20 protein-coding genes are annotated in these 24,942 nt (G+C 39.2%); 9 read left to right on the top strand and 11 right to left on the bottom strand.

Features of this window, described 5'->3' with window-relative positions; genetic code table 11:
• Nucleotides 1–14: 14 nt before the first annotated feature.
• The gene (locus J582_RS17870) at nucleotides 15–524 is read right to left on the bottom strand and encodes a peptidylprolyl isomerase (protein WP_002049022.1); all 510 of its coding nucleotides are present in this window, start codon (nucleotides 522–524) and stop codon (nucleotides 15–17) included.
• A gap of 167 nt (nucleotides 525–691) precedes the next feature.
• Between J582_RS17870 and J582_RS17865 the strand changes: the two genes are divergently transcribed.
• The gene (locus tag J582_RS17865; RefSeq protein ID WP_002049025.1) at nucleotides 692–2,419 is read left to right on the top strand and encodes a glutamine--tRNA ligase/YqeY domain fusion protein; all 1,728 of its coding nucleotides are present in this window, start codon (nucleotides 692–694) and stop codon (nucleotides 2,417–2,419) included.
• Nucleotides 2,420–3,197: 778 nt separating this feature from the next.
• On the opposite strand, the gene J582_RS17860 is transcribed toward J582_RS17865, so the two are convergent.
• From J582_RS17860 to J582_RS17840, 5 genes are all read right to left on the bottom strand, one after another.
• Complete coding sequence (locus J582_RS17860; RefSeq protein ID WP_002048996.1) at nucleotides 3,198–3,920, bottom strand: glutamine amidotransferase; 723 nt, start codon at nucleotides 3,918–3,920, stop codon at nucleotides 3,198–3,200.
• 164 nt (nucleotides 3,921–4,084) lie between these two features.
• The gene (gene eutC / locus J582_RS17855) at nucleotides 4,085–4,900 is read right to left on the bottom strand and encodes an ethanolamine ammonia-lyase subunit EutC (protein ID WP_031982598.1); all 816 of its coding nucleotides are present in this window, start codon (nucleotides 4,898–4,900) and stop codon (nucleotides 4,085–4,087) included.
• 10 nt (nucleotides 4,901–4,910) lie between these two features.
• Nucleotides 4,911–6,296: an ethanolamine ammonia-lyase subunit EutB gene (locus tag J582_RS17850; protein WP_031982599.1), complete on the bottom strand. Its 1,386-nt coding sequence runs from the start codon at nucleotides 6,294–6,296 to the stop codon at nucleotides 4,911–4,913.
• A 14-nt stretch (nucleotides 6,297–6,310) separates the two neighbouring features.
• Complete coding sequence (gene eat / locus J582_RS17845; protein WP_031982601.1) at nucleotides 6,311–7,747, bottom strand: ethanolamine permease; 1,437 nt, start codon at nucleotides 7,745–7,747, stop codon at nucleotides 6,311–6,313.
• 221 nt (nucleotides 7,748–7,968) lie between these two features.
• The gene (locus tag J582_RS17840) at nucleotides 7,969–9,480 is read right to left on the bottom strand and encodes an aldehyde dehydrogenase family protein (protein WP_022575525.1); all 1,512 of its coding nucleotides are present in this window, start codon (nucleotides 9,478–9,480) and stop codon (nucleotides 7,969–7,971) included.
• A 142-nt stretch (nucleotides 9,481–9,622) separates the two neighbouring features.
• On the opposite strand from J582_RS17840, the gene J582_RS17835 reads away from it, so the two are divergent.
• Nucleotides 9,623–10,813 carry a helix-turn-helix domain-containing protein gene (locus tag J582_RS17835; protein ID WP_004708154.1) on the top strand — a complete coding sequence of 397 codons (1,191 nt, stop codon included), beginning with the start codon at nucleotides 9,623–9,625 and terminating at the stop codon, nucleotides 10,811–10,813.
• Here J582_RS17835 and J582_RS17830 read toward each other — a convergent pair.
• Complete coding sequence (locus J582_RS17830; protein WP_002049001.1) at nucleotides 10,810–11,778, bottom strand: alpha/beta hydrolase; 969 nt, start codon at nucleotides 11,776–11,778, stop codon at nucleotides 10,810–10,812. The genes J582_RS17835 and J582_RS17830 overlap by 4 nt on opposite strands.
• A gap of 193 nt (nucleotides 11,779–11,971) precedes the next feature.
• The gene (mdh, locus tag J582_RS17825; protein WP_032048312.1) at nucleotides 11,972–13,144 is read right to left on the bottom strand and encodes an iron-dependent methanol dehydrogenase; all 1,173 of its coding nucleotides are present in this window, start codon (nucleotides 13,142–13,144) and stop codon (nucleotides 11,972–11,974) included.
• 230 nt (nucleotides 13,145–13,374) lie between these two features.
• Here mdh and J582_RS17820 point away from each other — a divergent pair, with 230 nt between their 5' ends.
• From J582_RS17820 to J582_RS17810, 3 genes are all read left to right on the top strand, one after another.
• Entirely contained in the window at nucleotides 13,375–15,087 is a 1,713-nt protein-coding gene (locus J582_RS17820; RefSeq protein WP_017393254.1) for an AAA family ATPase, read from the top strand.
• Nucleotides 15,088–15,130: 43 nt separating this feature from the next.
• Nucleotides 15,131–15,490 (top strand): 5-carboxymethyl-2-hydroxymuconate Delta-isomerase, encoded by a 360-nt coding sequence (locus J582_RS17815; protein WP_004886572.1) that lies wholly within the window; start codon nucleotides 15,131–15,133, stop codon nucleotides 15,488–15,490.
• Between the two features lie 81 nt (nucleotides 15,491–15,571).
• Entirely contained in the window at nucleotides 15,572–16,423 is an 852-nt protein-coding gene (locus J582_RS17810; RefSeq protein WP_031982602.1) for an AraC family transcriptional regulator, read from the top strand.
• 28 nt (nucleotides 16,424–16,451) lie between these two features.
• Here the strand turns inward: J582_RS17810 and thiM are convergent, their stop codons facing one another.
• The 3 genes from thiM to J582_RS17795 form a co-directional block, all read right to left on the bottom strand.
• A complete protein-coding gene (gene thiM, locus J582_RS17805) occupies nucleotides 16,452–17,279 on the bottom strand; it encodes a hydroxyethylthiazole kinase (RefSeq protein WP_031982604.1) in 828 nt (275 codons plus the stop codon).
• Between the two features lie 33 nt (nucleotides 17,280–17,312).
• Nucleotides 17,313–18,470: a hypothetical protein gene (locus J582_RS17800; RefSeq protein ID WP_032048311.1), complete on the bottom strand. Its 1,158-nt coding sequence runs from the start codon at nucleotides 18,468–18,470 to the stop codon at nucleotides 17,313–17,315.
• A 151-nt stretch (nucleotides 18,471–18,621) separates the two neighbouring features.
• Nucleotides 18,622–18,879 carry a hypothetical protein gene (locus J582_RS17795; protein WP_002049016.1) on the bottom strand — a complete coding sequence of 86 codons (258 nt, stop codon included), beginning with the start codon at nucleotides 18,877–18,879 and terminating at the stop codon, nucleotides 18,622–18,624.
• Between the two features lie 319 nt (nucleotides 18,880–19,198).
• On the opposite strand from J582_RS17795, the gene pepN reads away from it, so the two are divergent.
• From pepN to J582_RS17775, 4 genes are all read left to right on the top strand, one after another.
• Nucleotides 19,199–21,805, top strand: coding sequence for an aminopeptidase N (gene pepN / locus J582_RS17790; protein ID WP_031982607.1), 2,607 nt, complete (start codon nucleotides 19,199–19,201; stop codon nucleotides 21,803–21,805).
• Between the two features lie 541 nt (nucleotides 21,806–22,346).
• The gene (locus tag J582_RS17785) at nucleotides 22,347–22,877 is read left to right on the top strand and encodes a spore coat U domain-containing protein (protein WP_004886579.1); all 531 of its coding nucleotides are present in this window, start codon (nucleotides 22,347–22,349) and stop codon (nucleotides 22,875–22,877) included.
• Between the two features lie 74 nt (nucleotides 22,878–22,951).
• Nucleotides 22,952–23,656: a molecular chaperone gene (locus tag J582_RS17780; protein WP_017393250.1), complete on the top strand. Its 705-nt coding sequence runs from the start codon at nucleotides 22,952–22,954 to the stop codon at nucleotides 23,654–23,656.
• Nucleotides 23,657–23,665: 9 nt separating this feature from the next.
• A partial coding sequence (locus J582_RS17775) for a fimbria/pilus outer membrane usher protein (protein WP_032048310.1) occupies nucleotides 23,666–24,942 on the top strand: 1,277 nt, incomplete at its 3' end.

Raw genomic sequence — 24,942 nt, 5'->3', positions numbered from 1 at the left:
GCTTTATCCTAAAATTATTCAGAAATAATTTTAGCAGATTCGATAACAACGTTTTCTAAAGGAACGTCAGCGTGATAACCACGGTTACCTGTACGTACACTTTTGATCGCGTCTACAACGTCCATACCTTCAACAACTTTACCGAATACAGCATAACCCCAACCTTGTGCAGTTTTTGAAGTATGGTTCAAGAAAGAGTTGTTTTTTACATTGATGAAGAATTGTGCAGAAGCAGAGTGTGGCGCTTGAGTACGTGCCATAGCAATTGTACCAACATCGTTACTTAAACCATTGTCAGCTTCGTTTTCAATTGCATCACGAGTTGCTTTTTCTTTGAAGTTTTCATCCATCCCGCCGCCTTGGATCATGAAACCATCAATGACACGGTGGAAAATAACGCCGTCATAAAAACCGTCACGTACGTATTCTAAAAAGTTTGCTACTGTTTTTGGTGCTTTTTCAGTATTTAGTTCAAGAACAATACGACCTTTATTGGTGTTTAATTCGACTTGAGGAAAACTCATTACATTAATCTCCTAAACATGGGCTTATGACCATGGGTTTTTGGTTGAGAGAAGCATAAGCAAACTGTAAACTACAAGGCAAGTAAAAAACGTTAAAATCTTTGTGAAAAATGAAGATAGCGTTTATTTTTTCGAAATTTTATCTACAAAGAAGTGATTGATACACTATGAAGCCTAATGATGTTGTCTCGAACCTGCCAAACAACCCGACACCGAATACTCATGCCTCTGTCGATTCTGCGCAGCAAGAACAACAGGCTGGATTAGATTTTGTTCGCCAAGTCATTACTGATGATTTAGCTGCCGGACGTACCAAACAAATCGTAACTCGTTTTCCGCCAGAACCAAATGGTTATTTACATATTGGTCACGTAAAAGCAATCTGTCTAAACTTTGGTGTTGCAGAAGAGTTTGATGGACTCTGTAATTTACGTTTTGACGATACGAATCCAGATGCAGAAGAACAAGAATACGTTGATGGTATCGCCAATGATGTGAAATGGCTTGGTTTTAACTGGAATGGTGAACCTCGCTATGCTTCTGGTTATTTTGATCAGCTTTATGCATGGGCAATTCAATTGATTGAGCAAGGTGATGCATATGTTGATTTGCAGTCTCCAGAAGAAATTAAATTAAACCGTGGTAGTTTTGTTGAACCAGGGAAAAACTCGCCGTATCGTGATGCATCTGTTGAAGAGAACCTTGCTCGCTTTGAACAAATGCGCAGCGGTGAACTAAAAGAAGGTGAAGCTGTTTTACGCGCTAAAATTGATATGGCAAGCCCGAACGTGCATATGCGTGATCCAATTTTGTATCGTGTCTTGCATTCAGAGCATCATCAAACTGGCGACAAATGGAAAATCTACCCAATGTATGACTATGCTCATCCATTGTCTGATGCAATTGAAGGAATCACGCATTCACTTTGTACATTGGAATTCCAAGATCACCGTCCATTCTATGATTGGATTGTTGAAAAGGTTAAGTCTAAAGCTGTTCCGCACCAATACGAATCATCTCGTTTGAATGTAGATTACACCATTACTTCTAAACGTAAATTACGTAAGTTGGTTGAAGGTGGTTATGTAAATGGTTGGGATGACCCTCGTATGCCAACAGTTGTTGGTATGCGCCGTCGTGGTTTTACACCAGAAGGCTTACGTGATTTCTGTAAACGTGTAGGTGTGTCTAAAACTGACGGTATTGTTGATGTTGCAATGCTTGAGTTCTGTATTCGTCAATCTTTGGAGAATACAGCAGCGCGTGGTATGGCTGTGTTAGATCCTTTAAAAGTGACACTTACAAACTTACCGGAAGATTTAGACCTTACACATGCGCGTCATCCAAATGTCGATATGGGTGAGCGTGTCATTCCATTAACTAAAGAAATTTATATTGACCGTAAAGATTTTGAAGAAGTACCGCCAAAAGGCTTTAAGCGTTTAATTCCGGATGGTGAAGTTCGTTTACGCCATGCATATGTAATTAAGTGTGATGAAGTCATCAAAGATGCAAATGGTGAAGTTGTTGAGCTGAAGTGTTCAATCGATCCAGACACTTTAGGCAAGAATCCTGAAGGGCGTAAAGTAAAAGGCGTGATTCACTGGGTATCTGCAAGCAAGGGTATTCCTGCTGAAGTACGTATTTATGATCGTTTATTTACAGAGGCTGACCCTGAAACTGGTGATGATTTCTTAGCGAATTTAAATCCAGATTCTTTGAAAGTCGTTCAGGCTGTGATTGAACCTGCTTTAGCTCAAGCGAAACCAGAAGACCGTTTCCAATTTGAACGTGAAGGTTATTTCGTTGCGGACCAACATGATCATACTCCTGAAAAACCTGTCTTCAACCGCGTTCTTGATTTGAAAGACAGCTTCAAACCTGAGAAAAAGTAAGAGATTGCTTATCTCTTACTTTTTCGCAAGACGAACAACATGTTGTGAGTAGATAGTCGAGATTGCTTATCTCTTACTTTTTCGCAAGACGAGCAACATGTTGTGAGTAGATAGTTGAGATTGCTTATCTCTTACTTTTTCGCAAGACGAGCAACATGTTGTGAGTAGATAGTTGAGATTGCTTATCTCTTACTTTTTCGCAAGACGAGCAACATGTTGTGAGTAGATAGTTGAGATTGCTTATCTCTTACTTTTTCGCAAGACGAGCAACATGTTGTGAGTAGATAGTTGAGATTGCTTATCTCTTACTTTTTCGCAAGACGAGCAACATGTTGTGAGTAGATAGTTGAGATTGCTTATCTCTTACTTTTTCGCAAGACGAACAACATATTGTGAGTCAACAACAGATATTAAAAAAGCCCAACTGTAAGGTTGGGCTTTTTTCGGAGGTCTTCTCATCATAATATTCTTTTTCTTTATGATTTCGCTTCCTTGGCAAAAGAGCTTAGGTAGGATTAATCACATAAAAGTAAAGAACTAATAGTATGAGAAGCATTGTTGAAAGCATTAAGTAAGTATTGACCGTATTAAAGCTTTTAAGAAACTTCCAGATATCCATAGTAAATCAGCGTATATTTTATGTTACAAATTAATAATACACTGAAACTTTTCTGAAATGTTTCTAAAAATAAAATATAAAGTTTCTTTGTTTAAAAAATAGTCATAAAATACCAAGTGGTAAAAAATAATATTCATTAAACATTAGAAATTACTTCACTTATGCACTATAACCAATTCTTTTCAAGAATTTTTGAATTAATTCAAATGCAGCGTGTTCAAGTGCAGGGGCATATTCGATATTTTGCTCACGCAATTTAGGAATGGAAATTCCAGCATTACGAAGTTCACATGTGTGACCAATAAGCCATTTTTCAAAGTTTTCTTGAGTCGTCTCAATGTGGAACTGTAAAGCAAGAATATTATTACCCACTTCAAAGGCTTGGTTAGTATAAATATCTGAACTCGCCAAAAGGGCTGCATTTTCAGGAAGGTCGAAAGTATCACCATGCCAATGTAAAACATGGATATTATTAAGCAAAGGCGATAATACCTGATTAGGGCGTAAACTTAAGCTTAAAGCTCCCCAGCCAATTTCTTTTTGATGGCCTGCATATACTTTGGCACCAAGTGCATGAGCTATAAGCTGTGCACCTAAGCAAATGCCAAGTGTTGGTTTATCTGCTGCCAAACGTTGTTTGAGTAAAGCGATTTCATCTTTTAAAAATGGATAATCTTCAGTTTCATAAACTCCGATCGGACCACCTAAAATAATAGTTAAACCGTCATGGGCGAAAGCAGGAGTTAAATCATCTACACCAGCTTCAAAATAACGGACGCGAAAACCAAGTTGATAAAAGACATCTTCTAATGAACCTAAGTCTTCGAAAGCAAGATGCTGAATGGCATAAATAGTTTTAGGAAAGGCGTTTGTAGTACTCATACAAATGATTCATAGAAGATCAATAGGTGGAGTATAGCGATAAATATAAAGAAGAAAATATCCATATAAATCGTCAATACCTGAAAATTGCTATTTTTCGTTAAGATAATCTTGTTACGCAGAAATATTTTGTAGGTAAGAAATATCTATGCGTAACCTACTATTTAAAATAAAAGCTTTGAGTTTTCATTATGGTCGATATTTGAAAGTTGATGTTCATCTTTTAAATTTACTCCTGAAAAGCCAAGCTGCTTCGATTTTTTCATGAGTGCCATTAAACGTTGTACCGCAACTGGAATACTTAAGCCTGCTGAACGGACGTTGGAAATACAGTTGCGTTTGGAGTCAAGGCAACCTGAATATGCATTCCATGTGTAGTAAACTCCCATACTGTCAGGAGAACTTAAACCTGGGCGCTCTCCAATAAGCATAACCAGCATGGAGGCTTTAAAAATTTCTGCAACTTCATCGCCTAAAGCAACTCGGCTTCCTGTTGCAAATATAATTGGCGCAAGGCTCCAGTTTTCTTGTTGAATATGTTCGCTTAGCACTGCAATAAATGCGATAGCATTTGCTTCAATCGCTCTTGCAGAGAGACCGTCACCTACCACAATACAAACATAATACTGCTGTGGTTTTTTTGCATACTCTTTAATCAAGGCTTCTTTTGATAGATTTGAAAGCTGACGACCCAAATCTGGGCGTTTGAGATAAATTTCTTTATTAGCGGCATTACTTTGAACATGAAGAGTTTGAAGTTGCTTTTGCTGTAACTGTTCAGACAAGTAGGGAACATCCATATGTTGATAAACAGCATCTTTTGCTTGCGCATGAGACAACTGGAACTCAAGTAAGGCCCGTGTTGGGATACTGCAACCAGCACGCCCTAAAGCAATACGGGCATCAGTAAACTCTTTAAGTTTTTCCCACTGATCCTGATGGGTAGAGGACGGATATTGAATATCACGGTTCAGTTTCATGGTGTTCCCCCTAGTTCATGAGCAGACGAGAGAATTGGTCAGGCATGTGGTCTGCCCAACAAATTTGAGAGTTTTGCTGTTTAAAAATCCCTTGTTGTTCAAGCCAAGCCGAGAACTCAGGAGCGGGTTTTAAACCGAGGAGTTGTCTTAAATAGAGAGCATCATGGAATGAAGTGGTTTGATAGTTGAGCATGACATCGTCCGAACCTGGAATTCCCATAATGAAGTTAATGCCTGCAGCGCCAAATAGAGTAAGAAGCACATCCATATCGTTTTGGTCTGCATCGGCATGGTTGGTGTAACAAATGTCGCAGCCCATCGGTACTCCAAGCAACTTACCGCAGAAGTGATCTTCTAAACCTGCACGTATAATTTGTTTACCGTTAAATAGGTACTCGGGGCCAATAAAGCCGACGACTGTATTTACCAAAAGCGGGTTATATTTACGAGCCACTGCGTAGGCCCGAGTTTCTAAGGTTTGCTGGTCAACGCCGTGATGTGCATTGCTTGATAGGGCACTCCCTTGACCCGTTTCAAAGTACATAACGTTGTGTCCAATGGTTCCGCGCTTGAGTGCGAGTGTGGCTTCATATCCTTCTTGTAGTAAATCGAGTGAAATTCCAAATCCTTCGTTTGCCAGTTGGGTACCAGCGATTGATTGAAACATTAAATCAATTGGCACATTTTTTTCAGCAAGTTGAATGCCTGAGCTGATATGTGTGAGCACACAAGATTGCGTCGGAATTTGATATTCCTGAATAACATGATCAAGCAATTTCAGTAGCTCTGACAAATTATGCAGGTTATCCGTCGCTGGATTGATACCAATCACGGCGTCACCATTGCCATACATCAAACCATCTAAAATACTGGCTGAAATACCGAGCACATCATCGGTAGGGTGATTAGGTTGTAAACGGGTAGAAAGATGACCTTTTAAACCAATGGTGTTACGAAATTGGGTAATGACTTCACATTTGCTGGCGACATAAATCAAATCTTGATTGCGCATAATTTTGCTGACAGCAGCCACCATTTCTGGAGTTAAACCTGATGCTAAAGCTTTTAAGCTTTGGGCAGTTGCATCTTCTCCAAGTAACCAATTTCGAAAATCACCTACTGTAAAGTGTGAAATAGGGGCAAAGGCTGTTAAGTCATGTTCATCAATAATCAGACGCGTAATTTCATCAGATTCATAATCGACTACAACTTCATTTAAAAAGGTTTTCAGTGGCACATCGGCCAAAGTCATTTGTGCCGCAACATGTTCGGTTGCATCTCTGGCAGCTATACCTGCTAGCTCATCGCCTGAACGTAACGGTGTAGCTTTTGCCATCAAAGTTTTTAGGCCAGCAAAATGATACTGTTGATTGGCGACAATATTGCGATAACTCATAGTTGCATCCCTTTTTATAGTTCTTGTTCGGCAGCTTTAATATTTGCAAACTCTTCTTCTGGTGTACCTTTCACTAAATGATAGCGGCTGTAGAATAAGAAGTAAGCAATAAATACGACATAGATGCCGGCAGCAATAAACCAAACTTTCGGATTAACAACAAAACCTGCGACCACAGCAGCGACTGCTAAAATGAGTGCAATACTTGAGGTCACAATGCCACCTGGTGTTTTATAAGGGCGACGCATATCGGGTTTAGATAGACGTAATTTGATGTGGGATAAAAGGATCAACACATACGAAATAGTTGCGCCAAAAACCGCGATTAAAATCAGTGAATCGCCTTCTTTGGTAAGTGAAAGCAGGAACCCGATAATGCCCGGAATAATAATTGCGAGATAAGGGGCTTTATTTTTATTAGTTAACGAGAGTGACGTCGGTAAGTAGCCAGCTCGTGACAATGCAAAGATTTGACGCGAATAGGCATAGATAATTGAGAAGAAACTTGCGATTAAACCAGCTAAACCCACAAAGTTTACGAATGTCGCAAGCCAAGTGTTGGTGCCATAAACTTTCACTAAAGCATCTACCAGAGGGGCACCTGAGTTTTGTAAAGTACTTGCACCTGCTGCGCCTGCACCCAAGAACAAAATGAGCATAGCAAACGCGGTTAAGATGAGCATTGCACCGATTAAACCGCGTGGCAGAGATTTGGCTGGATCTTTTGCTTCTTCGGCTGCTAATGGAACACCTTCAACTGCAAGGAAAAACCAGATTGCAAAGGGAACCGCGGCCCAGATGCCCAAATAGCCATGAGGTAGAAAACGACTTGCACCAGTTGCTGTGCTAACGGGAATATCTAAAAGGTTTTGTGCACTAAAATGTGGGATCATTGCTGTAATAAACACAACAAGGGCAACAGCAGCGACTAGCGTAATGGCAAACATGATTTTCAAGGCTTCGCCGGCACCTTTGAGATGTATACCCATAAAAATGGCATAACAGGCGAGGTAAATCATCCAGCCATTAATCCCAAATAGAGATTCGCAATAACCGCCAATAAATACGGCAATAGCAGCAGGCGCAATGGCGTATTCAATTAAAATCGCCGTACCTGTTAAGTAGCCTCCGAAAGGACCAAAGGCAGCACGTGCAAAACTATAACCGCCACCTGCTGTCGGCATCATGGTAGACATTTCTGACATAGAAAGACATAGACATAAGTACATAAGCGCAGCGAGTGCCGTGGCAATGAACATTCCACCCCAACCACCTTGGGCAATACCAAAGTTCCAGCCGGCAAAATCACCCGATATCACATACGCTACGCCTAAACCAATCAGGAGTAACCAACCTACGGTACCTTGTTTAAGTTGACGCTGAGCAAAATATTCTGCTGATGAGACTTCTGCACTTGAAGAAATAACGGAAGCTGTTTCTGGTTGATTCATACAATACTCCTGCGAGTTGGTTTGTATGAATGAATGCAAAAGCAATGCCTAAATGATGTGCTTTAAATATTAGATGACGCTTTTTTATTCCGGATAGTAAAAATTTGAGAGCTGGCTGTACTAAATAAAAAAGCCAGCAATCTAAATTACTGGCTTTTTATACAATTACTGAGCTTGCTTCCTTCTAGCGTTGATAGCCTGGTATCAACTTGGTGCGAAACTTAGAAGAAGCCCATTGGTTTAGTTGAATAACTTACCAACAAGTTTTTAGTTTGTTGATAGTGATCTAGCATCATCTTATGGTTTTCACGACCAATACCAGACTTCTTGTAACCACCAAATGCAGCATGCGCAGGGTAGATGTTATAGCAGTTTGTCCAGACACGACCCGCCTCAATAGCGCGACCAGCACGGTAAGAAATATGGGCTGAACGTGACCAGACACCAGCACCTAGACCATACATGGTGTCATTGGCAATTTTGATTGCATCGTCAAAGTCTTTAAATGTTGTCACAGCAAGTACAGGTCCAAAAATTTCTTCTTGGAAGACTTGCATGCTGTTGTGGCCTTTAAAGATAGTCGGATCAACATAGAAACCGTCACCTACTTCTTTACGGCCACTACCACCAAGTAAGAGCTCTGCACCTTCTTCGCGGCCCGTATTAATACAACGTAAGATTTTCTCTTGTTGTTGTAAAGATGCTTGAGCACCAATCATAGTTTCAGTATCGAGAGGATGACCAGTTTTAATGCGTTTTACACGTTCAACGGCCAACTCTAAGAATTGATCAGCAATACTTTCTTGCACTAAAGCACGAGAAGGGCAAGTACATACTTCACCTTGGTTTAAGGCAAACATGGCAAAACCTTCAAGTGTTTTTTCTAAGAAGTCATCTTGTTTATCCATGATATCTTCAAAGAAAAGGTTCGGTGACTTACCACCAAGCTCTAACGTAACTGGAATAATATTTTCGGTCGCATATTGCATCACCATTTGTCCAGTTTGTGTTGACCCTGTGAATGCGATTTTTGCAATACGTGGGTTGGTAGCTAACGGGCGGCCGACTTCTGAACCGAAACCATTGACAATATTAAGTACACCCGGCGGTAAAATGTCTTGGATGAGTTCGGCAACCAGTAAAATACCCACTGGCGTTTGCTCAGCTGGCTTAATTACCACACAGTTACCAGCCGCTAAAGCAGGAGCCAGCTTCCATGCAGCCATTAAAATCGGGAAGTTCCATGGAATGATTTGTCCGACCACACCTAGCGGTTCATGGAAATGATAAGCGATAGTATCTTCATCGATTTCAGAGATGCCGCCTTCTTGAGCACGAATACATCCAGCGAAATAACGGAAATGGTCGATTGCAAGTGGAAGGTCAGCGGCTAAAGTTTCACGGACTGCTTTACCGTTATCCCAAGTTTCTGCAACCGCAAGCATTTCAAGATTTGCTTCTAAACGATCGGCAATTTTTAAAAGTATATTTGAGCGTACCGTTGGAGATGCTTTATTCCATGTTGCTTTAGCTTTGTGCGCTGCATCTAGCGCGAGTTCAATGTCTTCGGCACTAGAGCGTGGAATACGTGTAAAGGCTTTTCCGTCAACGGGAGATACATTGTCAAAATACGCACCCTTTACAGGTGCGACCCATTCACCGCCAATAAAATTTTCATATTGTGATTTGAATTGAACTTTTGAGCCTGGTTGATTTGGATCGATATAGCGCATATAAATATTCCTTTGCTTTTTAGGACTAAAGACTAACAAGAACCCTGTCAGTAGGTACTTTCGTACTTTGTATAATTAGGATATAAAGAAGAAGGTTGGAGAAAGGTTGGAATAGAAATGTGGATATATAAGGAATTTACAAATGTTCACAAAAAAGGATTTATTGCAGCAACGGACGTTGATTGATCAACTGCGCACGCAAAATAGTCTCTCTCCTCAAAACGCTGCCAAACTCGGCCAAAGTATTGCAAGCTCATGGGAGCGATCAGCTTCTGCTGCGATTCCTAAAGAACGCTTTGCGGCTCCATTAGTCGAAAAAAAATCTGCTTCACAAAATGCTTTAGATATGGCTTTAAGTCAGTGTGGTGACGACTTACGTCATATTGCAGAGCAATCTTCAATGGTGATTGCTGTCGGTGATATAGGCAGTACTATTATTTGGACTGCGCCCAGTGCCCAAATGCAAAGTGCTGCTGAACGCGTGCATTTTGTACAAGGCGGGCAGTGGCGTGAAGAATTTGTCGGTACAAATGCCTTAGCTTTATCTTTAAAAACTCAACAATCAAGCTGTGTTTTTTCAAATGAACATTACATGGAGTCGATTCATGATTGGGTATGTTATGCCGCACCAATTATCGATCCATATTCAAAACAAACACTAGGTGTGGTTGATTTATCAACTACATGGAAGAATCATAATAGTTTAGGAATATTGGCTGCCGAACGTTGTGCATCCATTATTCAATCTGCTTTGCTAGAGCAGCAACGCCAACAATTACATATTCGGGCATTTTCGACGCCACAAGTTAAATTTAATGGTAAAAGTTTATTATTAACACCGCGGCAAATTGAAATTTTAACCATATTGGCACTATGTCCACATGGCTTAACTTTAGAACATCTTTATCAGGCACTCTATGGTGAGCGCAAAGTCAGCATGGGTACGCTTAAGGCTGAAATGTCTCAACTACGAGATATTTTAGGCGGTTTGCTTGGTTCACGCCCATATCGGCTACTTGTGCATGTTGAAGCCGATTTCTTACAAGCTGAACAAGCACTCGATGCAGGATATGCGGCTTCTGCTTTACAGCTTTATACCGGTGTTTTTCTGGCAAAAACCGAAAGTCCGTTTCTGTGTGCATGGCGCGACTGCCTTGAGTCACGCTTGAGCGATGCAATTTTTAAAACCCAAGAAACGGATTTATTACTCAAACATTTAGCTCATTTTCCCGAAGCAATCGATGCGGTAGAACGTCTTATGGAATTATTACCGAGTGAACATCCTGCGCATCAACTGCTGGTGAAATATATTGACTCGCCTAAGCTAAGTTAGGTGATTTTTTGATCCAGCCACTGGAATAGTTGTTGATAGACTTGATTCCGCACTGGCTGGGCCGAAAGGACTAAATCGTGTAAGCCATTGTGAATAGAGACAACCGAAACATCACCCTTTATTTTTTTACCGAATTTCGCAATGTCTTTAACATCTAAAATAACATCACTTTGGGTTGCATCTGGTCCCCATTTACGAGGATTTTTAGTTTGGTGCGAATGCATAATCAGTGCGGGGACGTTTAGCTTAACGCCGTGGTGAATTTCTTTTTGTGCTGTATGAATCGCATGTAGAAAGCTAAGTTGAACTGTAGGGGCAGAGGTCGGTTTCCAATCCAGGTTGAAGTCCCATTCACCCTTAAGTTGTTTGTGAAGACTGGTGGTGTACCATTTGTTAAGTTTGCTTGGAAATTTAACTTTAGGCAGATATTTTCCTACTCGACTGAGCATTGGAATACCAAATTTCTTTTCAACTAAACTTAAATTGAAGTCGTAAAACGGACTATTCGCCCATAGTGCTTTAATAAGTGGATGATCTGGATGATGAGTAGCATAAAGCGTTGCTGTCAAACCGCCAGTCGAATGACCTGCGAGTAATACTTGTGTATGTTTTTCTTGGCCAATGATCTCTAATGCTTGAGTAATTTCGGCATCATATTCATTTAAATCAAGCACATTGTAGAAAATTTGATGAGGCAACTTTGAGCGGCCATATTTTCTTAAATCGAGTGCATAGAAGTCATAGCCATGCGCATTGAATTGCTCGGCCATTTCAGTTTGAAAGAAATAATCTAAAAAACCATGAATATAAAGTACGGCTTTTTGAGTTGGCTGAGTGGCCTTTTTACGAACTAAGGTGGCTATAACTTTACCTTCATAATCATCTGGAAAGTTGAGTGTTAGCTGTTCGTAGCCGGCACCTAAAATATCTGGGGCATAATTGTGTTTAGCTGTAGATGTATTCATTTTTATCGAGCTATTGTCATTAAGTCATGTTGAGTATCCTTCAATGAAATGGGCAAATTGTCAATCAGGTTTAGAGAAGGTTGGAGTATAGGTTTTAAAAAAAGGGAATACCGCTGGAGCTAAGTATTCCCAAAAAGTAAGTCAACGGTCGGAGGGATTTGACTTACTACAGGAACATACCGTTACATCAGTATTAAAGAGCGGCTTTAAAAATCTCCACAACTTGTGCATGGTTTGCTTTACGAGGGTTGGTCAGCATACATGCATCTTTTTGAGCGTTATCGGCCATCACCGCGAGGTCTTCGGTTTTTACGCCAAGTTCTGTTAAGCCAGATGGGATACCAATTGGAGAAGACAGTTTACGGATGGCATCAATTGCAGCATATGCAGCTTCTGTTACGGTGAGACCTTGCGTATTTACACCCATTAACTCCGCGATTTTTGCATAACGATCTGGACAAGCAATTAAGTTAAATTCACAAACATGTGGTAGCAAGATTGCGTTACATACACCGTGAGGTAGGTTATAGAACCCGCCTAACTGGTGAGCCATTGCATGGACATAACCTAAAGATGCATTGTTAAATGCCATACCAGCCAAGTACTGTGCATAACTCATTGCATCACGTGCTTCAATGTTTTCACCATTTGCGACAGCAGGCTGTAACCATTGACTAATCATGGTGATTGCTTTTTCAGCACACGCATCGGTAATTGGGTTTGCCGCCGTAGACACATATGCTTCAACCGCATGGGTTAACGCATCCATACCAGTTGCTGCTGTTAAACCTGCTGGTTTTGCAATCATGAGTTTCGGGTCATCGATAGCAATAAGTGGGGTACAACGCCAGTCAACAATTGCCATTTTTACGTGAGTGTCTGTATTGGTAATAATACAGAAGCGAGTCATTTCAGATGCAGTACCTGCCGTTGTATTCACTGCAATCAGTGGTGTCATTGGTACTTTACTTTTATCGATGCCTTCGTAGTCACGAATATGACCACCACCTGCAGTGACCAAACCAATTCCTTTTGCACAGTCATGAGATGAACCACCGCCTAGCGAGACAATAAAGTCACACCCATTGTCGTTATAGGCTTTTACGCCATTGTGAACATTAATATCGGTTGGGTTAGGTTCCGCGCCCGGGAAAATATGGCTCGCTACGCCTGCTTCGGTTAAATAGCTTGCAATAAGATCTGCAACGCCAAATTTAAATAGCCCTTCATCGGTCACAATTAATGCTTTTTTTGCGCCGAGATTTTGTGCTTTTGTACCAATTTCTTTGGCACATCCTGGACCAAAGAGTGATACGCAAGGAATATAAAAACCGTTTGTTTGATCTGCAATATTTTTAAAAGCCATGGAGTGATTCCTTTTTCCATAAATCCATTGTTTGTTATTACAGGTGAGCCTCACCATGGGCTTAGTATTGTGATGTGTAGATTATTTTCCTACCTACCAAAAAACTACCAAATATTACTTAAGTTTTAATTGTTGATTTTTAATGACTTTATATAAAATTTGGCGCATTCATTTAATTTTTTCGGGAAAATCGTTAAGCTATGGGCTGTTGAAGATGTACATATGAGATTATGAAACAGGAAACTGCACTTAAACTGCTCAAAGCAGGTGAAAATGTTTTTTTAACCGGTTCGGCTGGTGCAGGGAAAACCTATACACTCAATCAGTACATTCAATATCTAAAAGCACGTAAAGTGCCTGTAGCGATTACAGCATCGACAGGTATTGCTGCAACGCATATGAACGGTATGACCATTCATACGTGGGCGGGCATCGGCATTAAAGATCAGTTAACTGACGACGATCTAAAACGTATGAAAGAGCGTAAATATCTCAAGGAACACCTTGAAAATGCGCAAGTTCTCGTCATTGATGAAATCTCGATGCTACATGCGAAGCAGCTCAATCTGGTCAATCAGGTTTTAAAATATTTTAAAGAAAGTGATGAAGCTTTTGGTGGCATTCAAGTGATTGTGGCTGGAGACTTTTTTCAGTTGCCACCTGTAGGCCGTAATGGTGAAGCCAACCGTGACAAATTCTGTTTTATGTCAGATGCATGGGTCGAAGCTAAATTCCGCGTATGCTATTTAACAGAACAGCACCGTCAAGACGATGAAATTTTAAATCAGATTTTAAATGCCATCCGTGCGCAAAGTATTCAAGCTGAACATTTGCAAGCTTTACATCAATCACGTGCACATGACATTGGTGAGACATTTACTCGTCTTTATACGCACAATATGGATGTCGACAATATCAATTATCAGCACTTAAATGAAATTGATAATGAAGGACATCAATTTAATGCAGTTTTAGATGGTAATGAAAAACTATTAGAAACTTTAAAATCCTCAGTTCGTGCACCAGAAGAACTTACTTTGAAAAAGCATGCCAAAGTCATGTTTGTAAAAAACAACTTTGATATGGGTTATATCAACGGAAGTTTAGGTGAGGTGATCGGTTTTGAAGAAGATGACGAAAACGGGTTATTACCAAAAGTAAAATTAACTGACGGTACAACTTTGCTGGTCGCACCGGAAACATGGTCAATTGAAAATGAAGCCGGAAAAGTCATTGCAAGTTTCCAGCAAATTCCACTTCGTTTAGCTTGGGCGATTACCATTCATAAAAGCCAAGGTATGACTTTGGAGGCTGCTGAAATTAACCTGATGCATACCTTTGAAAAAGGGCAAGGTTATGTTGCGCTCTCACGTTTGAAATCTTTAACAGGATTAAAATTATTAGGATTTAATGAGCAGGCCTTAGAGCTAGATAGTCTTGCTGTAAAAGCTGATCGCCGTTTTCAGGAGTTATCGGCTGAAGCGGAAGATAATTTTGCTGATGTCGATTTAACCGCCCAGCACAAAGCCTTTATCCGTCACTGTGGCGGCACCTTAAATGAAACCGAGATTTCTCGTAATGAGAAGAAACTCGCAAAAGGTGGTAAGCAAAATTATGCTACGGCAACGCTAGACGAGACACGTGTCTTGTTTGAAGAAGGTTACGAAATTGAAGATATCGCGCATGAACGTGGTCTAACACCAGCAACTATTATTAATCACTTGGCTCGACTGCATAAAGAGCAAAAACTAGATATTTCGGTTGCTCACCCAGGTGAAGAAGTGGTCGAAGAAGTCCGTAAAATTTATAAGAAGTTGAAAAAGCGTCAAAATCCAGATCATTTTTCTGATGATGGTTCGATCAAACTAAGACCAATTGTTGAAGCAACTAGCCCTCGAATGGGATATGATCAAGTTCGATTAGCTTTATTATTTATTGAATAAAGTTCAATGGGCTTAATGACTTATTATATAAATTGAGGTGGCTATGCCGCACGTTGTAGTTGATTATTCAGATAACTTAACTGGACTAAATGCAAAACAATTACTTGAAGAAATTAATACCACGCTGATTGAAACAGAGTTGTTTAGTCCAGAAGACATCAAAAGCCGTGCACGTAAAGATGAAGTTTTTCTGATTGGCTTAGGGGTTGATCAAGCCTATATCCATGTAAAAGCCTATATTTTGTCGGGAAGAACTGCTGAACAAAAACAGCTTGTGGGTGAGCAGTTATTAGCGGCGCTCAGCAACAAAAAATATCTACCACAAGAGTTTAATAAAGAAATTCAATTGTGTGTTGAGCTTATCGACATGCCAAGAGACGATTATTTTAAGCAAGTTGTATAATTCTAAAAAACGCAATTTCGATCAAGAATAGCGATGAGCACTATGTAAAAGTAGTGCTATCGAATGAACAGACATGAATGTATGGCTGTATATACACAAAAGCTGCAACTGGTTTGCGATTATATTCAAAGACATCTAGATGAAGACCTAGATGTTGATCGATTGAGTCAGATCGCAGCTTTATCTAAGTTCCATTTTCATCGCATTTTTGCCATTCATATTGGTTTAAATGTGATGAAGTTTATTCAACTTTCTCGTTTAAAGCGGGCCTCTTTTCAATTGGCTTTTGAACCTGATCTCAAGATTGTTGAGATTGCATTACAAGCAGGGTTTGATAGTCCAGAGGCATTTACTCGTGCATTTAAGCGTTCATTTGATCAAACTCCTCGAGCTTTTAGAGATAAACCGGACTGGGAATCTTGGCATCAGAAGTTTGTTTTTACGATTCCGAAAAGTGAGTTAAAAATGAATGTAAATATTGTTGAGCGACCTGCTGAAAAGATTGCGTATTTATCGCATTTAGGAAGCCCTGATAAAGTCTTTGAAACGGCTGCACGTTTTATTGCTTGGCGCAAAGAAACAGGTTTGTCACCAGTGACCAAGTCTAGAACTTATGGTATTCCTTTTGCTGACCCTGAACAGACTCTATCTGATGAGTTTCGATTTGATATTGCCGGTTCAATTGAAAAGGCTGTACCTGAAAATACTTACGGTGTACAGACAGGTGAAATTCCTGCGGGGCGTTATGCAACCGTAAGACATTTGGGTAGCCATGACCAGATTAAAGATAGCGTCTATTACATCTTTAGAAACTGGTTACCTGAGCAACCAGAAGAGGCAGGGGATTATCCGGTTTTCTTTCACTATCATAACTTTGTGCATGATGTGAATGAATGTGACCTTGTGACAGATATCTACTTACTTTTAAAGTGAGTCTAGTGTCATTCAGGCATAACTTAGGTTATGCCTGTTTATTTAAAAGTTTGATATCTGCATATTGCTCAATCAGGTTAGCATCTAGCATATGGATATAATCCATAAATATGCTACTAAAACTACCCATCGTTTGTGCTTGATTTGCAGCAAGTTTACCTGCAATTGCAAAATGAATATGAGCTGAAAGAGCTGCAATAGTTGGTGTTGTCACAGCGCTATAGGCTGCAATTAATGCACCCAAAGCGCAGCCAGTTGCGGTAATTTTGGGTTGTAACGGGCTTCCACCATTTACTTGAATCACAGCATCTATTTCGTTAGATAAAATGTAATCTGATTCACCTGAAATAGCGATACAGCTTGCATGTGTTAAGAGTGAAAAAGCTTGTTGATAAGCTTGGTCACTGCTTAAAGTGCTGTCTACACCTTTTGATTGAACCTGATTGCCTGCAAGCGTGCTAATTTCTGAGGCATTACCACGTATAACGTTTGGTTTGAACTGCAAAAGCTCGTCTGTCATTTGACTGCGCCAAGCTAAAATTGGTCCGTAGCCCACCGGATCGAGTACCCACGGTACTTCATTAAGCTGTGCGGTCTTAGCAGAGATTTGTATGGCTTGCATTTGCTCTGAAGTCGGTGTACCCAAATTAATGCTTAAAGCCGATGAAATTTTGGTAAAGCTTTCTGCTTCATAAGGATTATCAATCATGGCAGGTGAAGCACCGGAAGCGAGTAACACATTGGCTGTATAGTTGGCAGCAACGCTGTTGGTAATACATTGCACAAGAGGCGTTTTTGCCTGCATGTTTTGCCAAGCTTCAATCACCTGTTCAATGAGGTTGGATGTCGAAGTCATCTGATAATCCTTATTAAGCCAGAGATAAGAAATTTAACGTGTAAAATAGTGATCTTGATGTTTACAGTTTTGGCAAATCAACGACACATAATCTGCTGCATCATAGTCAACACTTAGATCATTTGAACCACAGTACATACAACGTTTAACCGAGTAAAAGTTTAACCGAGGTTCGATTTTTCGCCATGCTTTCCATACAGGTTGTACAAAAATCTGTTCGTCATAACCTAAAAAGCGGTTAAACAATATGTGGCTCATTTTACTGTAAGGAATATTGTAAGGACGTGGCAACATTGAAGTTTCCCACTTTTCAGCCAAAGCCCGTTCCCGATATTGCTCTAAAGTTTTCTTTAATAAATTGGTGTTAATAAACTTTTCATTTCGTGGCTGTAGCGCCTTTTGTTTATAAAGGTATTCAAGTGCAGTCTGAATAAGATAATAAATTTGTCCAATTGCCAATGAGTCCATTAAACGGTAGCAAAAGGCTTGAAAATTAGAGCTTCCTGCAATTTGGATACCCCAAGTTCGGCAGTAGAACTGAGTGAACTGAATAATTTCTTGGTAGAGCACCTGAAACAGCACATCTTTCACTTCATCGGCACTACGAAATGGAATACCAAGACTTAGGTTTTCATAGAACCAGTGGCGTAGTTGCTGAGCTACACTAAATAAACTTGGGTCGTTATAACCATCTAGACGAATATTTAAATAAAAGCACTGTGGTTCATCGGTTTGATCTTGTGCATTTAAAATCCCATCTTTATGAAGCTGTTTAATCAGATGGCTTTGGAACATCCAGTTGGGGGTAATCGGCTGATATTTTATTTGGTCCCAATGAATGTATTCGTCATGTGCAATGTCATCACGAGCATAGTCATCAAGTAGGCTTAGTAAAAAAAGTTTATGTAAAAAACTCAGTTGTTCCAGACTGCGTTGTGGTTGGTCTTTTGATTTAAATTGGCGTTGTTCTTGTAGGCGGGTTTGCTGTAAAAGTTTCTTTCTTTGTTTTGTGCATTGATCACAGTGGCACGTCATTTTCGTGTCTTTAAATACACGATGTTGGCAATGGCTACATTCATGAAATTGAACGTCTTGCTCAAATTGTTCGGCATCTACCCAATACATCGACGCTTGGCAGAGAGGGCAATGGCTACTTTCATCTAGCTGTTTTTGTAGAATTTGTAAGGCCATTTCGCTCCGAACATTTAAATTAATCATGACTGACCTATTATACACAGCCGCATTGCCGATAGCTGTGATTGTCTTTTTGTTTGGTGCAAAAATAGAAAACCTAAAGTCTTTGTTTTGACTTTAGGTTTTCATAAGAGGTTAAAAGTTAAGATTAAACAGGGCACGGTAAGGTCTCATCATTTTGTCCAAGTTTTTTGGCATTGATAAGTGCCTGCACTTTTTTACTTGGTAATTTCACTTTACCTAAGGCGTCATAAGTATTAACGATAGTGGTTACCTCCTGAGCAGTCATTGAAATACCTTCGGCAGACAAGAACACGGCAATCACATGATGGTCGAGTCCTGCTGCATCTAGATCATGAATCGCTTTAATATTTTCTAATCGATGTAAATAAGTTTTTAATTCCATAGTGAGTTCCTCTTGTTCTGATTGAAATACTTATACTGGTATATTTGATAAGGCAAGAACCATGCCCAAAATGTAAGCAGCTCCTCAAAAATGTTAAAAGCGAAAGTAGTTTTATTTTTATTGTATAGATTGATTATATAAGCAGCGATTATCGTAATTTTGGTCTAATCTGTGCTAATAAAAGACGATTCTAATTTGAAATGTATAAATGAAGTCCCATTAATTTTATAAAGGTAAACAAACATAGTATGTATGAATGTATATGATCAAATTCATAAAATTCGTACTACGGTTTCCGAAAAGTATATAAGGAATAAAGATGAATATTGCGGCGCAGCCTCCAGTTCAGGCAGATCAAACAGTTTATTTAAAAGATTATCAAAAACCTGCGTTCTTGGTTGAATCAATTAATCTTGATATTCAAGTCTATGACGATAAAACAATTGTTGATTCAACATTGGTCATGAAGCGTCAAACTGCCGGAGACTTGGTGCTATTGGGCCGTGATCTTGAGTTGCAATCTATTCAGCTCAATGGACAAGATCTTACTCCTGCACAATATTCACTCGATAGTGAACAACTGGTGATCACTGATGCACCAGATGAAGTCATTTTACAAACTCAAGTTATTATTCACCCTGAAACCAACACTCAGCTTGAAGGTTTATATAAAGCTGGTGACTTGTTTGTAACGCAAAATGAGCCTGAAGGTTTCCGCAAAATTACCTTCTATCCAGACCGTCCAGACGTACTTTCAGTTTTTACTACACGTGTAGAAGCAGACAAAAAATATCCGGTATTACTTGCTAACGGTAACTTGCTTGAAACAGGTGAAGTTGGTGAAAACCGTCACTTTGCGATCTGGCAAGACCCGACTAAAAAGCCAAGTTATTTGTTTGCTTGTGTGATTGGTGATTTAGCTGTTCTTAAAGACCGATATACCACTTCAGAAGGGCGTGATGTCGCTTTAGAAATCTATGCGATTGAGAAAGATATTCCAAAATGCCATATCGCGATGGAAGCATTAAAGCATTCTATGCGTTGGGATGAAGAACACTACGGCCGTGCTTATGATCTCGACAACTATATGATTGTGGCGGTGAGCCAGTTCAACATGGGTGCAATGGAAAATAAAGGTTTAAATATCTTTAATACCTCATGTGTACTTGCCGATGAAGAATATACAACTGACGCAGCGATTATGCGTGTACAGTCTGTGATTGCCCATGAATATTTCCACAACTGGACAGGGAACCGTATTACTTGCCGTGACTGGTTCCAGTTGTGCTTAAAAGAAGGTTTAACTGTATTCCGTGATCAATCTTTCTCGGAAGATTTACAATCTGCTGCGGTTCAACGTATTGACGATGTCGCTGTTCTTAAATCGCATCAATTCCCAGAAGATGCAGGTCCATTGTCGCACCCTCCACGCCCAGACCACTTTGTAGAAATTAATAACTTCTATACAGCGACTGTTTATGAAAAAGGTGCGGAAATTAACCGCATGATGTCGACATTACTAGGTAAAGAAAAATTCCGTCAGGGAACGGATGAATATTTCCGCCGTCATGATGGACAAGCCGTAACTGTAGAAGACTGGGTTGCAGCATTGTCAGCAGGTTCAGGTGTCGATTTATCTGCATTCTTAACTTGGTATAACCAACCAGGTACACCAAAGCTTGAAGCGAAAGGTGAGTATGATGCAGCAGCACAAACTTACCGTTTAAGTTTTAAACAAAGCCTAAAAGCACATCCTAAATATCCAAACTTAAAAGCTGTTCCGATTCCTGTAGCGTTGGCGCTATTTAATGCTAAAACAGGTGAGCAATATACACTTCATAGCGACAGCCTATTTGTAAATGGTGTTAAAGATGGCGTGTATTTGTTTGACCAAGATGAAGCTACTATCGAGTTTACAGGTGTGACTGAGCAACCAGTTGCATCGCTATTACGTAACTTCTCTGCACCTGTAAATCTGATATTCGATTACAGTGATGAAGAATTAGCATTCTTGATTCAGCATGAAACAAATGGTTTTAACCAATGGCAAGCAACACAAACCTTGCTTGAACGTATTTTGTTAGAAGATCACTCTGCGGATACTTATATTCAAGCTATTCAAAGTACATTGCCTGATTTAGTTGGTCGTGATCCACTTTTAGCATCCCGTTTATTTGATGTACCAACTGAAGGTTATTTGGGTAGTCGTATTGATCAAAACTATGCACCAGCCGATATTCATGTAAAACGTGAAGCCTTGCTGAATCGTTTAGCACAAGATTTGGGTTCATTCTGGAAAGAGACTTACCTTACCCTGGACCCAGACTTGCAAAAAGAATTTTCTTTAGCGATGGGTGTACGTGCATTAAAGAACATTATGCTTATGATGATGGCGCGACAGGGCGACCAAAGTGCGTTTGAATTGGCTTACGAGCAATATCAAAGCACAGGCAATATGTCTGAACGTTTAGGTGCGCTACGTGTACTAGTGTGGCAAAATGCGCCTCAAGCACAAGAAGCCCTTGCTGATTTCTATAATCGCTTTAAAGACGAAGCATTGTCTTTAGACCAATGGTTTATGATTCAGGCAGCAAACCCAAATGCGACAGTTGAGACAATTGAGTACTTAACTCAACATCCTGATTATGACTTAACTACGCCAAACCGTATTCGCGCCGTGAGTGGTGGTTTGTCAAATAACCCTGAAAATACTTGGGGCTTTGGTGTGGCTCACTTTATTCATCTTGCAGAATATCTGGACGAGAAAAACCCGATTTTAGGTTCACGCTTATTACAAGTGTTATCTCGTTGGTATACGCTTGCAGAACCTCAGCGCACTCAAGTGCAACTGGCTTTACAAGCCTTGCAGCCTAAAGTGAAATCTAAAAATGTTTCTGAAACTTTAAATAGTATGTTGAGTATTTAATTATTTAAATATACTTAATAAAGGCCTCTTAAGAGGCCTTTATTTTTATATAAATTTCATAATAAAGAGTGTTCGATATTACCCATCATAAAAATTAGAATTATATACGCTCTATAATTTATTTTAGTTAAAGTGAGTTTTTAATGATTTATTTTAAATATATCTTTTAATGTGACAAAAAATAGTATAGTTAAATTTTAATCCTTATGGTTTTTATCTAAAAGACCTAAATTTTTGACATATTTATTTAAAATTTAGGAAATAAATTTTAATAGTAATTTATTAATTTTAAATAATTCAAATTCTTGTAATTTTGATTGTTAACTTTTGTTAATGTTTTGTTAGTTGGTGTAATGGTATTTTATTAAATAGAAATAAAAATAAAAACATACTCATACATTTTAATTATTTTTATGTATGATGACTAAAATAGGATAAAAAATAAGCTTTAAAAGAGCAGTCAAATAAAAATGATTGTAAGGATAAGAGTTAATTTTTTTATATCTATTAATTCGACAATTTAGTTTAAAAGGTTTTAGACATGAAAAAGACTTTTTTTTATTTATCGGCAATTGCTGTAGGATTATTTTCTTTTAATGCAGCAAACGCCGCTACAGCAACGGGGACATTAACTGTTAAGGCGACAGTAACAAATAGTTGTGTCCTGAATACATCTGCAACAGGTACAACCACAAATGCTGTTTTGGACTTTGGTACTTTAAGCTCTCTCGCAACTAACGAAGATGCTGATACCACGACGACCGGAGGTACCTCAATTAAAGTCCTTTGTAACAATACTGTGCCATGGACTCTAGCTTTCGATGGCGGCAAAAATGCTCAAACGACCCAACGTCGTATGATTGGTGGTGCAACAAGTAATGAATATATCCCTTATAACTTATATTCAGATACAGGACGTGCTACTGCAATTGGAATTGCTACAACCGCTTATAGTGGTACAGGGAGTGGTGCGGTACAAACAGTAAACGTATATGGTCGTATTCCTGCTGGTTCAGCGTTGCCAAGTGCGGGTAGCTATGTTGATACGGTGACAATAACGGTAACTTATTAATTTGTATAAATTAGAAAAACTGTTAGCCCTTTTGAAAGGGCTAATATATTAAAAGATATATATTTGAGTAAAACATGAAAAAAAATATTTTTATTATTACGGGATTATTCTTATCTTTATCTACCATTATTAACGCAGCTACAATCCGTCTTTCACCAGTAACAGTGGAAATTTTAAGCCATCAGAAAGCATCTTCAATTAGTTTATATAATCAGTCAAATGAAAGTGCTGATTTACAGGTACGTATATTTGAATGGACTCAAAATAATGGGCAAGATCAATTAACGCCTACAGATGAAATCAATATTAGTCCACCTTTTTTAAAGCTAAAGCCTAATGAGTCTTATAATTTACGGGTAGTTAGAATTAATCCAGAGCCTATTTCTGGTGAAAAAACTTACCGTATTATTATTGATGAATTACCCAAACCTGTTGATAGCCGAAAAGCTTCTCAAGGTGTAAATGTATTGCTTCGTTCGTCATTACCTGTATTTGTTGTCAATAAAGATGCGATTACTCAACTAAATTGGAAAATTGATACTCATCAAAAAGAACCTTCCCTAAATATTAATAATGTTGGGAATCGACATGCACTGTTAAATGATTTAACCCTTGTAGATAACACAGAGAATAAGAGTTATCCGATTAAGGTAAATACAGTGAATGGCTATATTCTTGCAAAGCAAGCAAAAAGTTATTCAATTAGTAATTTTACATATCAGCCAAATCATAAATATAGTATTTCTCTGACAGTAAATGGTAAGAAAACCACACTTTAAGAGGCTTATATGAAATATATTATAGGTGTCTTATGTGTTGCGTACTTTCCAGCGCATTCATTTGCTGAACAATTAGTAGATCATACGAATACTTTGATTCCAAGTGTTCCTGAATCTATAGATGGCAATAATAAATATACGCAGGAAAAGACAAATGGACAGGAGCAAAATCTTAATTTTATTCAGTTATTTTTAAATATTTCTATTAACTCTAATCCTTCAGAAGATTTGTTTTCCGTAAAACAATCTAAGGACGGAAAGTTATATATTCGTTCTGGCGACTTAAAAACGCTAAGAGTGAAAATGGATGAGCATATTCCAGATAGCCAATGGGTATGTATTAATGAACTTAAAGGAATCCAGTTTAAATATCTGGAAAATGAGCAATCTTTAAACTTACAAGTTCCTTCGAGCATGTTGAGTGACTATTCTGTTGACTTAAATGGTCAATCGACTACAAACACTAACTTGCTGAAAATGAAACCCTTAAATGCTGCAATCCTGAACTACAGCCTGTACCACACTATAACCAATGATGAGAGTATTTTCTCAGGTTCAGCTGAAGGAATTTTTAATAGTGCACTCGGTAACTTTTCATCAGGCGTTTTATATAACGGTAGTAATGAAACGAGCTATAGCCATGAGAAGTGGGTGCGTCTGGAAAGTAAATGGCAATATGTAGACCCTGAAAAAGTCAGGATATATACCCTAGGTGACTTTATTTCTAACAGCTCGGACTGGGGCAGTAGTGTGCGTCTTGCCGGTTTGCAGTGGTCGAGTGCCTATACCCAGCGTGGTGATATTGTTACCTCGGCGTTGCCGCAATTTTCCGGTTCGGCGGCACTGCCTTCAACACTGGACTTATACGTTAACCAGCAAAAGATTTATTCAGGCCTTGTTCCGTCAGGCCCATTTGACATTAAACAGCTGCCGTTTATTTCAGGAAATGAAGTCACACTGGTGACGACTGATGCCACAGGTCAGCAAATCATTACTAAAAAGCCTTACTACTTTTCATCGAAGATTCTGGCAAAAGGCATAAATGAGTTTTCAGTAGATGTTGGGGTTCCACGCTATAACTATGGGCTGTACTCAAACGATTATGATGATGCCACCTTTGCCTCTGGTGCAATTCGTTATGGTTATAGCAATTCACTAACCTTAAGTGGGGGTGTGGAAGCCTCAACAGATGGTCTTTCCAACGTAGGAACAGGTTTCGCCAAGAATTTGTTTGGTGTGGGGGTGATTAATGCCGATATTGCCGCCAGTCAGTATAAGGATGAAAA

It is taken from the genome of Acinetobacter sp. 1566109 (genome assembly GCF_000582255.1).
GTDB classification, from domain to species: Bacteria; Pseudomonadota; Gammaproteobacteria; order Pseudomonadales; family Moraxellaceae; genus Acinetobacter; species Acinetobacter nosocomialis.
The sequence above is the reverse complement of the archived record's forward strand: the minus strand, read 5'-3'. Positions and strand labels throughout refer to the sequence as shown.

What these genes read in the sequence shown, in the direction of transcription:
- J582_RS17870 (WP_002049022.1), bottom strand. Translation starts at nt 524, where the DNA reads ATGAGTTTTCCTCAAGTCGAATTAAACACCAATAAAGGTCGTATTGTT.
- J582_RS17865 (WP_002049025.1), top strand. Translation starts at nt 692, where the DNA reads ATGAAGCCTAATGATGTTGTCTCGAACCTGCCAAACAACCCGACACCG.
- J582_RS17860 (WP_002048996.1), bottom strand. Translation starts at nt 3,920, where the DNA reads ATGAGTACTACAAACGCCTTTCCTAAAACTATTTATGCCATTCAGCAT.
- eutC (WP_031982598.1), bottom strand. Translation starts at nt 4,900, where the DNA reads ATGAAACTGAACCGTGATATTCAATATCCGTCCTCTACCCATCAGGAT.
- J582_RS17850 (WP_031982599.1), bottom strand. Translation starts at nt 6,296, where the DNA reads ATGAGTTATCGCAATATTGTCGCCAATCAACAGTATCATTTTGCTGGC.
- eat (WP_031982601.1), bottom strand. Translation starts at nt 7,747, where the DNA reads ATGAATCAACCAGAAACAGCTTCCGTTATTTCTTCAAGTGCAGAAGTC.
- J582_RS17840 (WP_022575525.1), bottom strand. Translation starts at nt 9,480, where the DNA reads ATGCGCTATATCGATCCAAATCAACCAGGCTCAAAAGTTCAATTCAAA.
- J582_RS17835 (WP_004708154.1), top strand. Translation starts at nt 9,623, where the DNA reads ATGTTCACAAAAAAGGATTTATTGCAGCAACGGACGTTGATTGATCAA.
- J582_RS17830 (WP_002049001.1), bottom strand. Translation starts at nt 11,778, where the DNA reads ATGAATACATCTACAGCTAAACACAATTATGCCCCAGATATTTTAGGT.
- mdh (WP_032048312.1), bottom strand. Translation starts at nt 13,144, where the DNA reads ATGGCTTTTAAAAATATTGCAGATCAAACAAACGGTTTTTATATTCCT.
- J582_RS17820 (WP_017393254.1), top strand. Translation starts at nt 13,375, where the DNA reads ATGAAACAGGAAACTGCACTTAAACTGCTCAAAGCAGGTGAAAATGTT.
- J582_RS17815 (WP_004886572.1), top strand. Translation starts at nt 15,131, where the DNA reads ATGCCGCACGTTGTAGTTGATTATTCAGATAACTTAACTGGACTAAAT.
- J582_RS17810 (WP_031982602.1), top strand. Translation starts at nt 15,572, where the DNA reads ATGGCTGTATATACACAAAAGCTGCAACTGGTTTGCGATTATATTCAA.
- thiM (WP_031982604.1), bottom strand. Translation starts at nt 17,279, where the DNA reads ATGACTTCGACATCCAACCTCATTGAACAGGTGATTGAAGCTTGGCAA.
- J582_RS17800 (WP_032048311.1), bottom strand. Translation starts at nt 18,470, where the DNA reads ATGGCCTTACAAATTCTACAAAAACAGCTAGATGAAAGTAGCCATTGC.
- J582_RS17795 (WP_002049016.1), bottom strand. Translation starts at nt 18,879, where the DNA reads ATGGAATTAAAAACTTATTTACATCGATTAGAAAATATTAAAGCGATT.
- pepN (WP_031982607.1), top strand. Translation starts at nt 19,199, where the DNA reads ATGAATATTGCGGCGCAGCCTCCAGTTCAGGCAGATCAAACAGTTTAT.
- J582_RS17785 (WP_004886579.1), top strand. Translation starts at nt 22,347, where the DNA reads ATGAAAAAGACTTTTTTTTATTTATCGGCAATTGCTGTAGGATTATTT.
- J582_RS17780 (WP_017393250.1), top strand. Translation starts at nt 22,952, where the DNA reads ATGAAAAAAAATATTTTTATTATTACGGGATTATTCTTATCTTTATCT.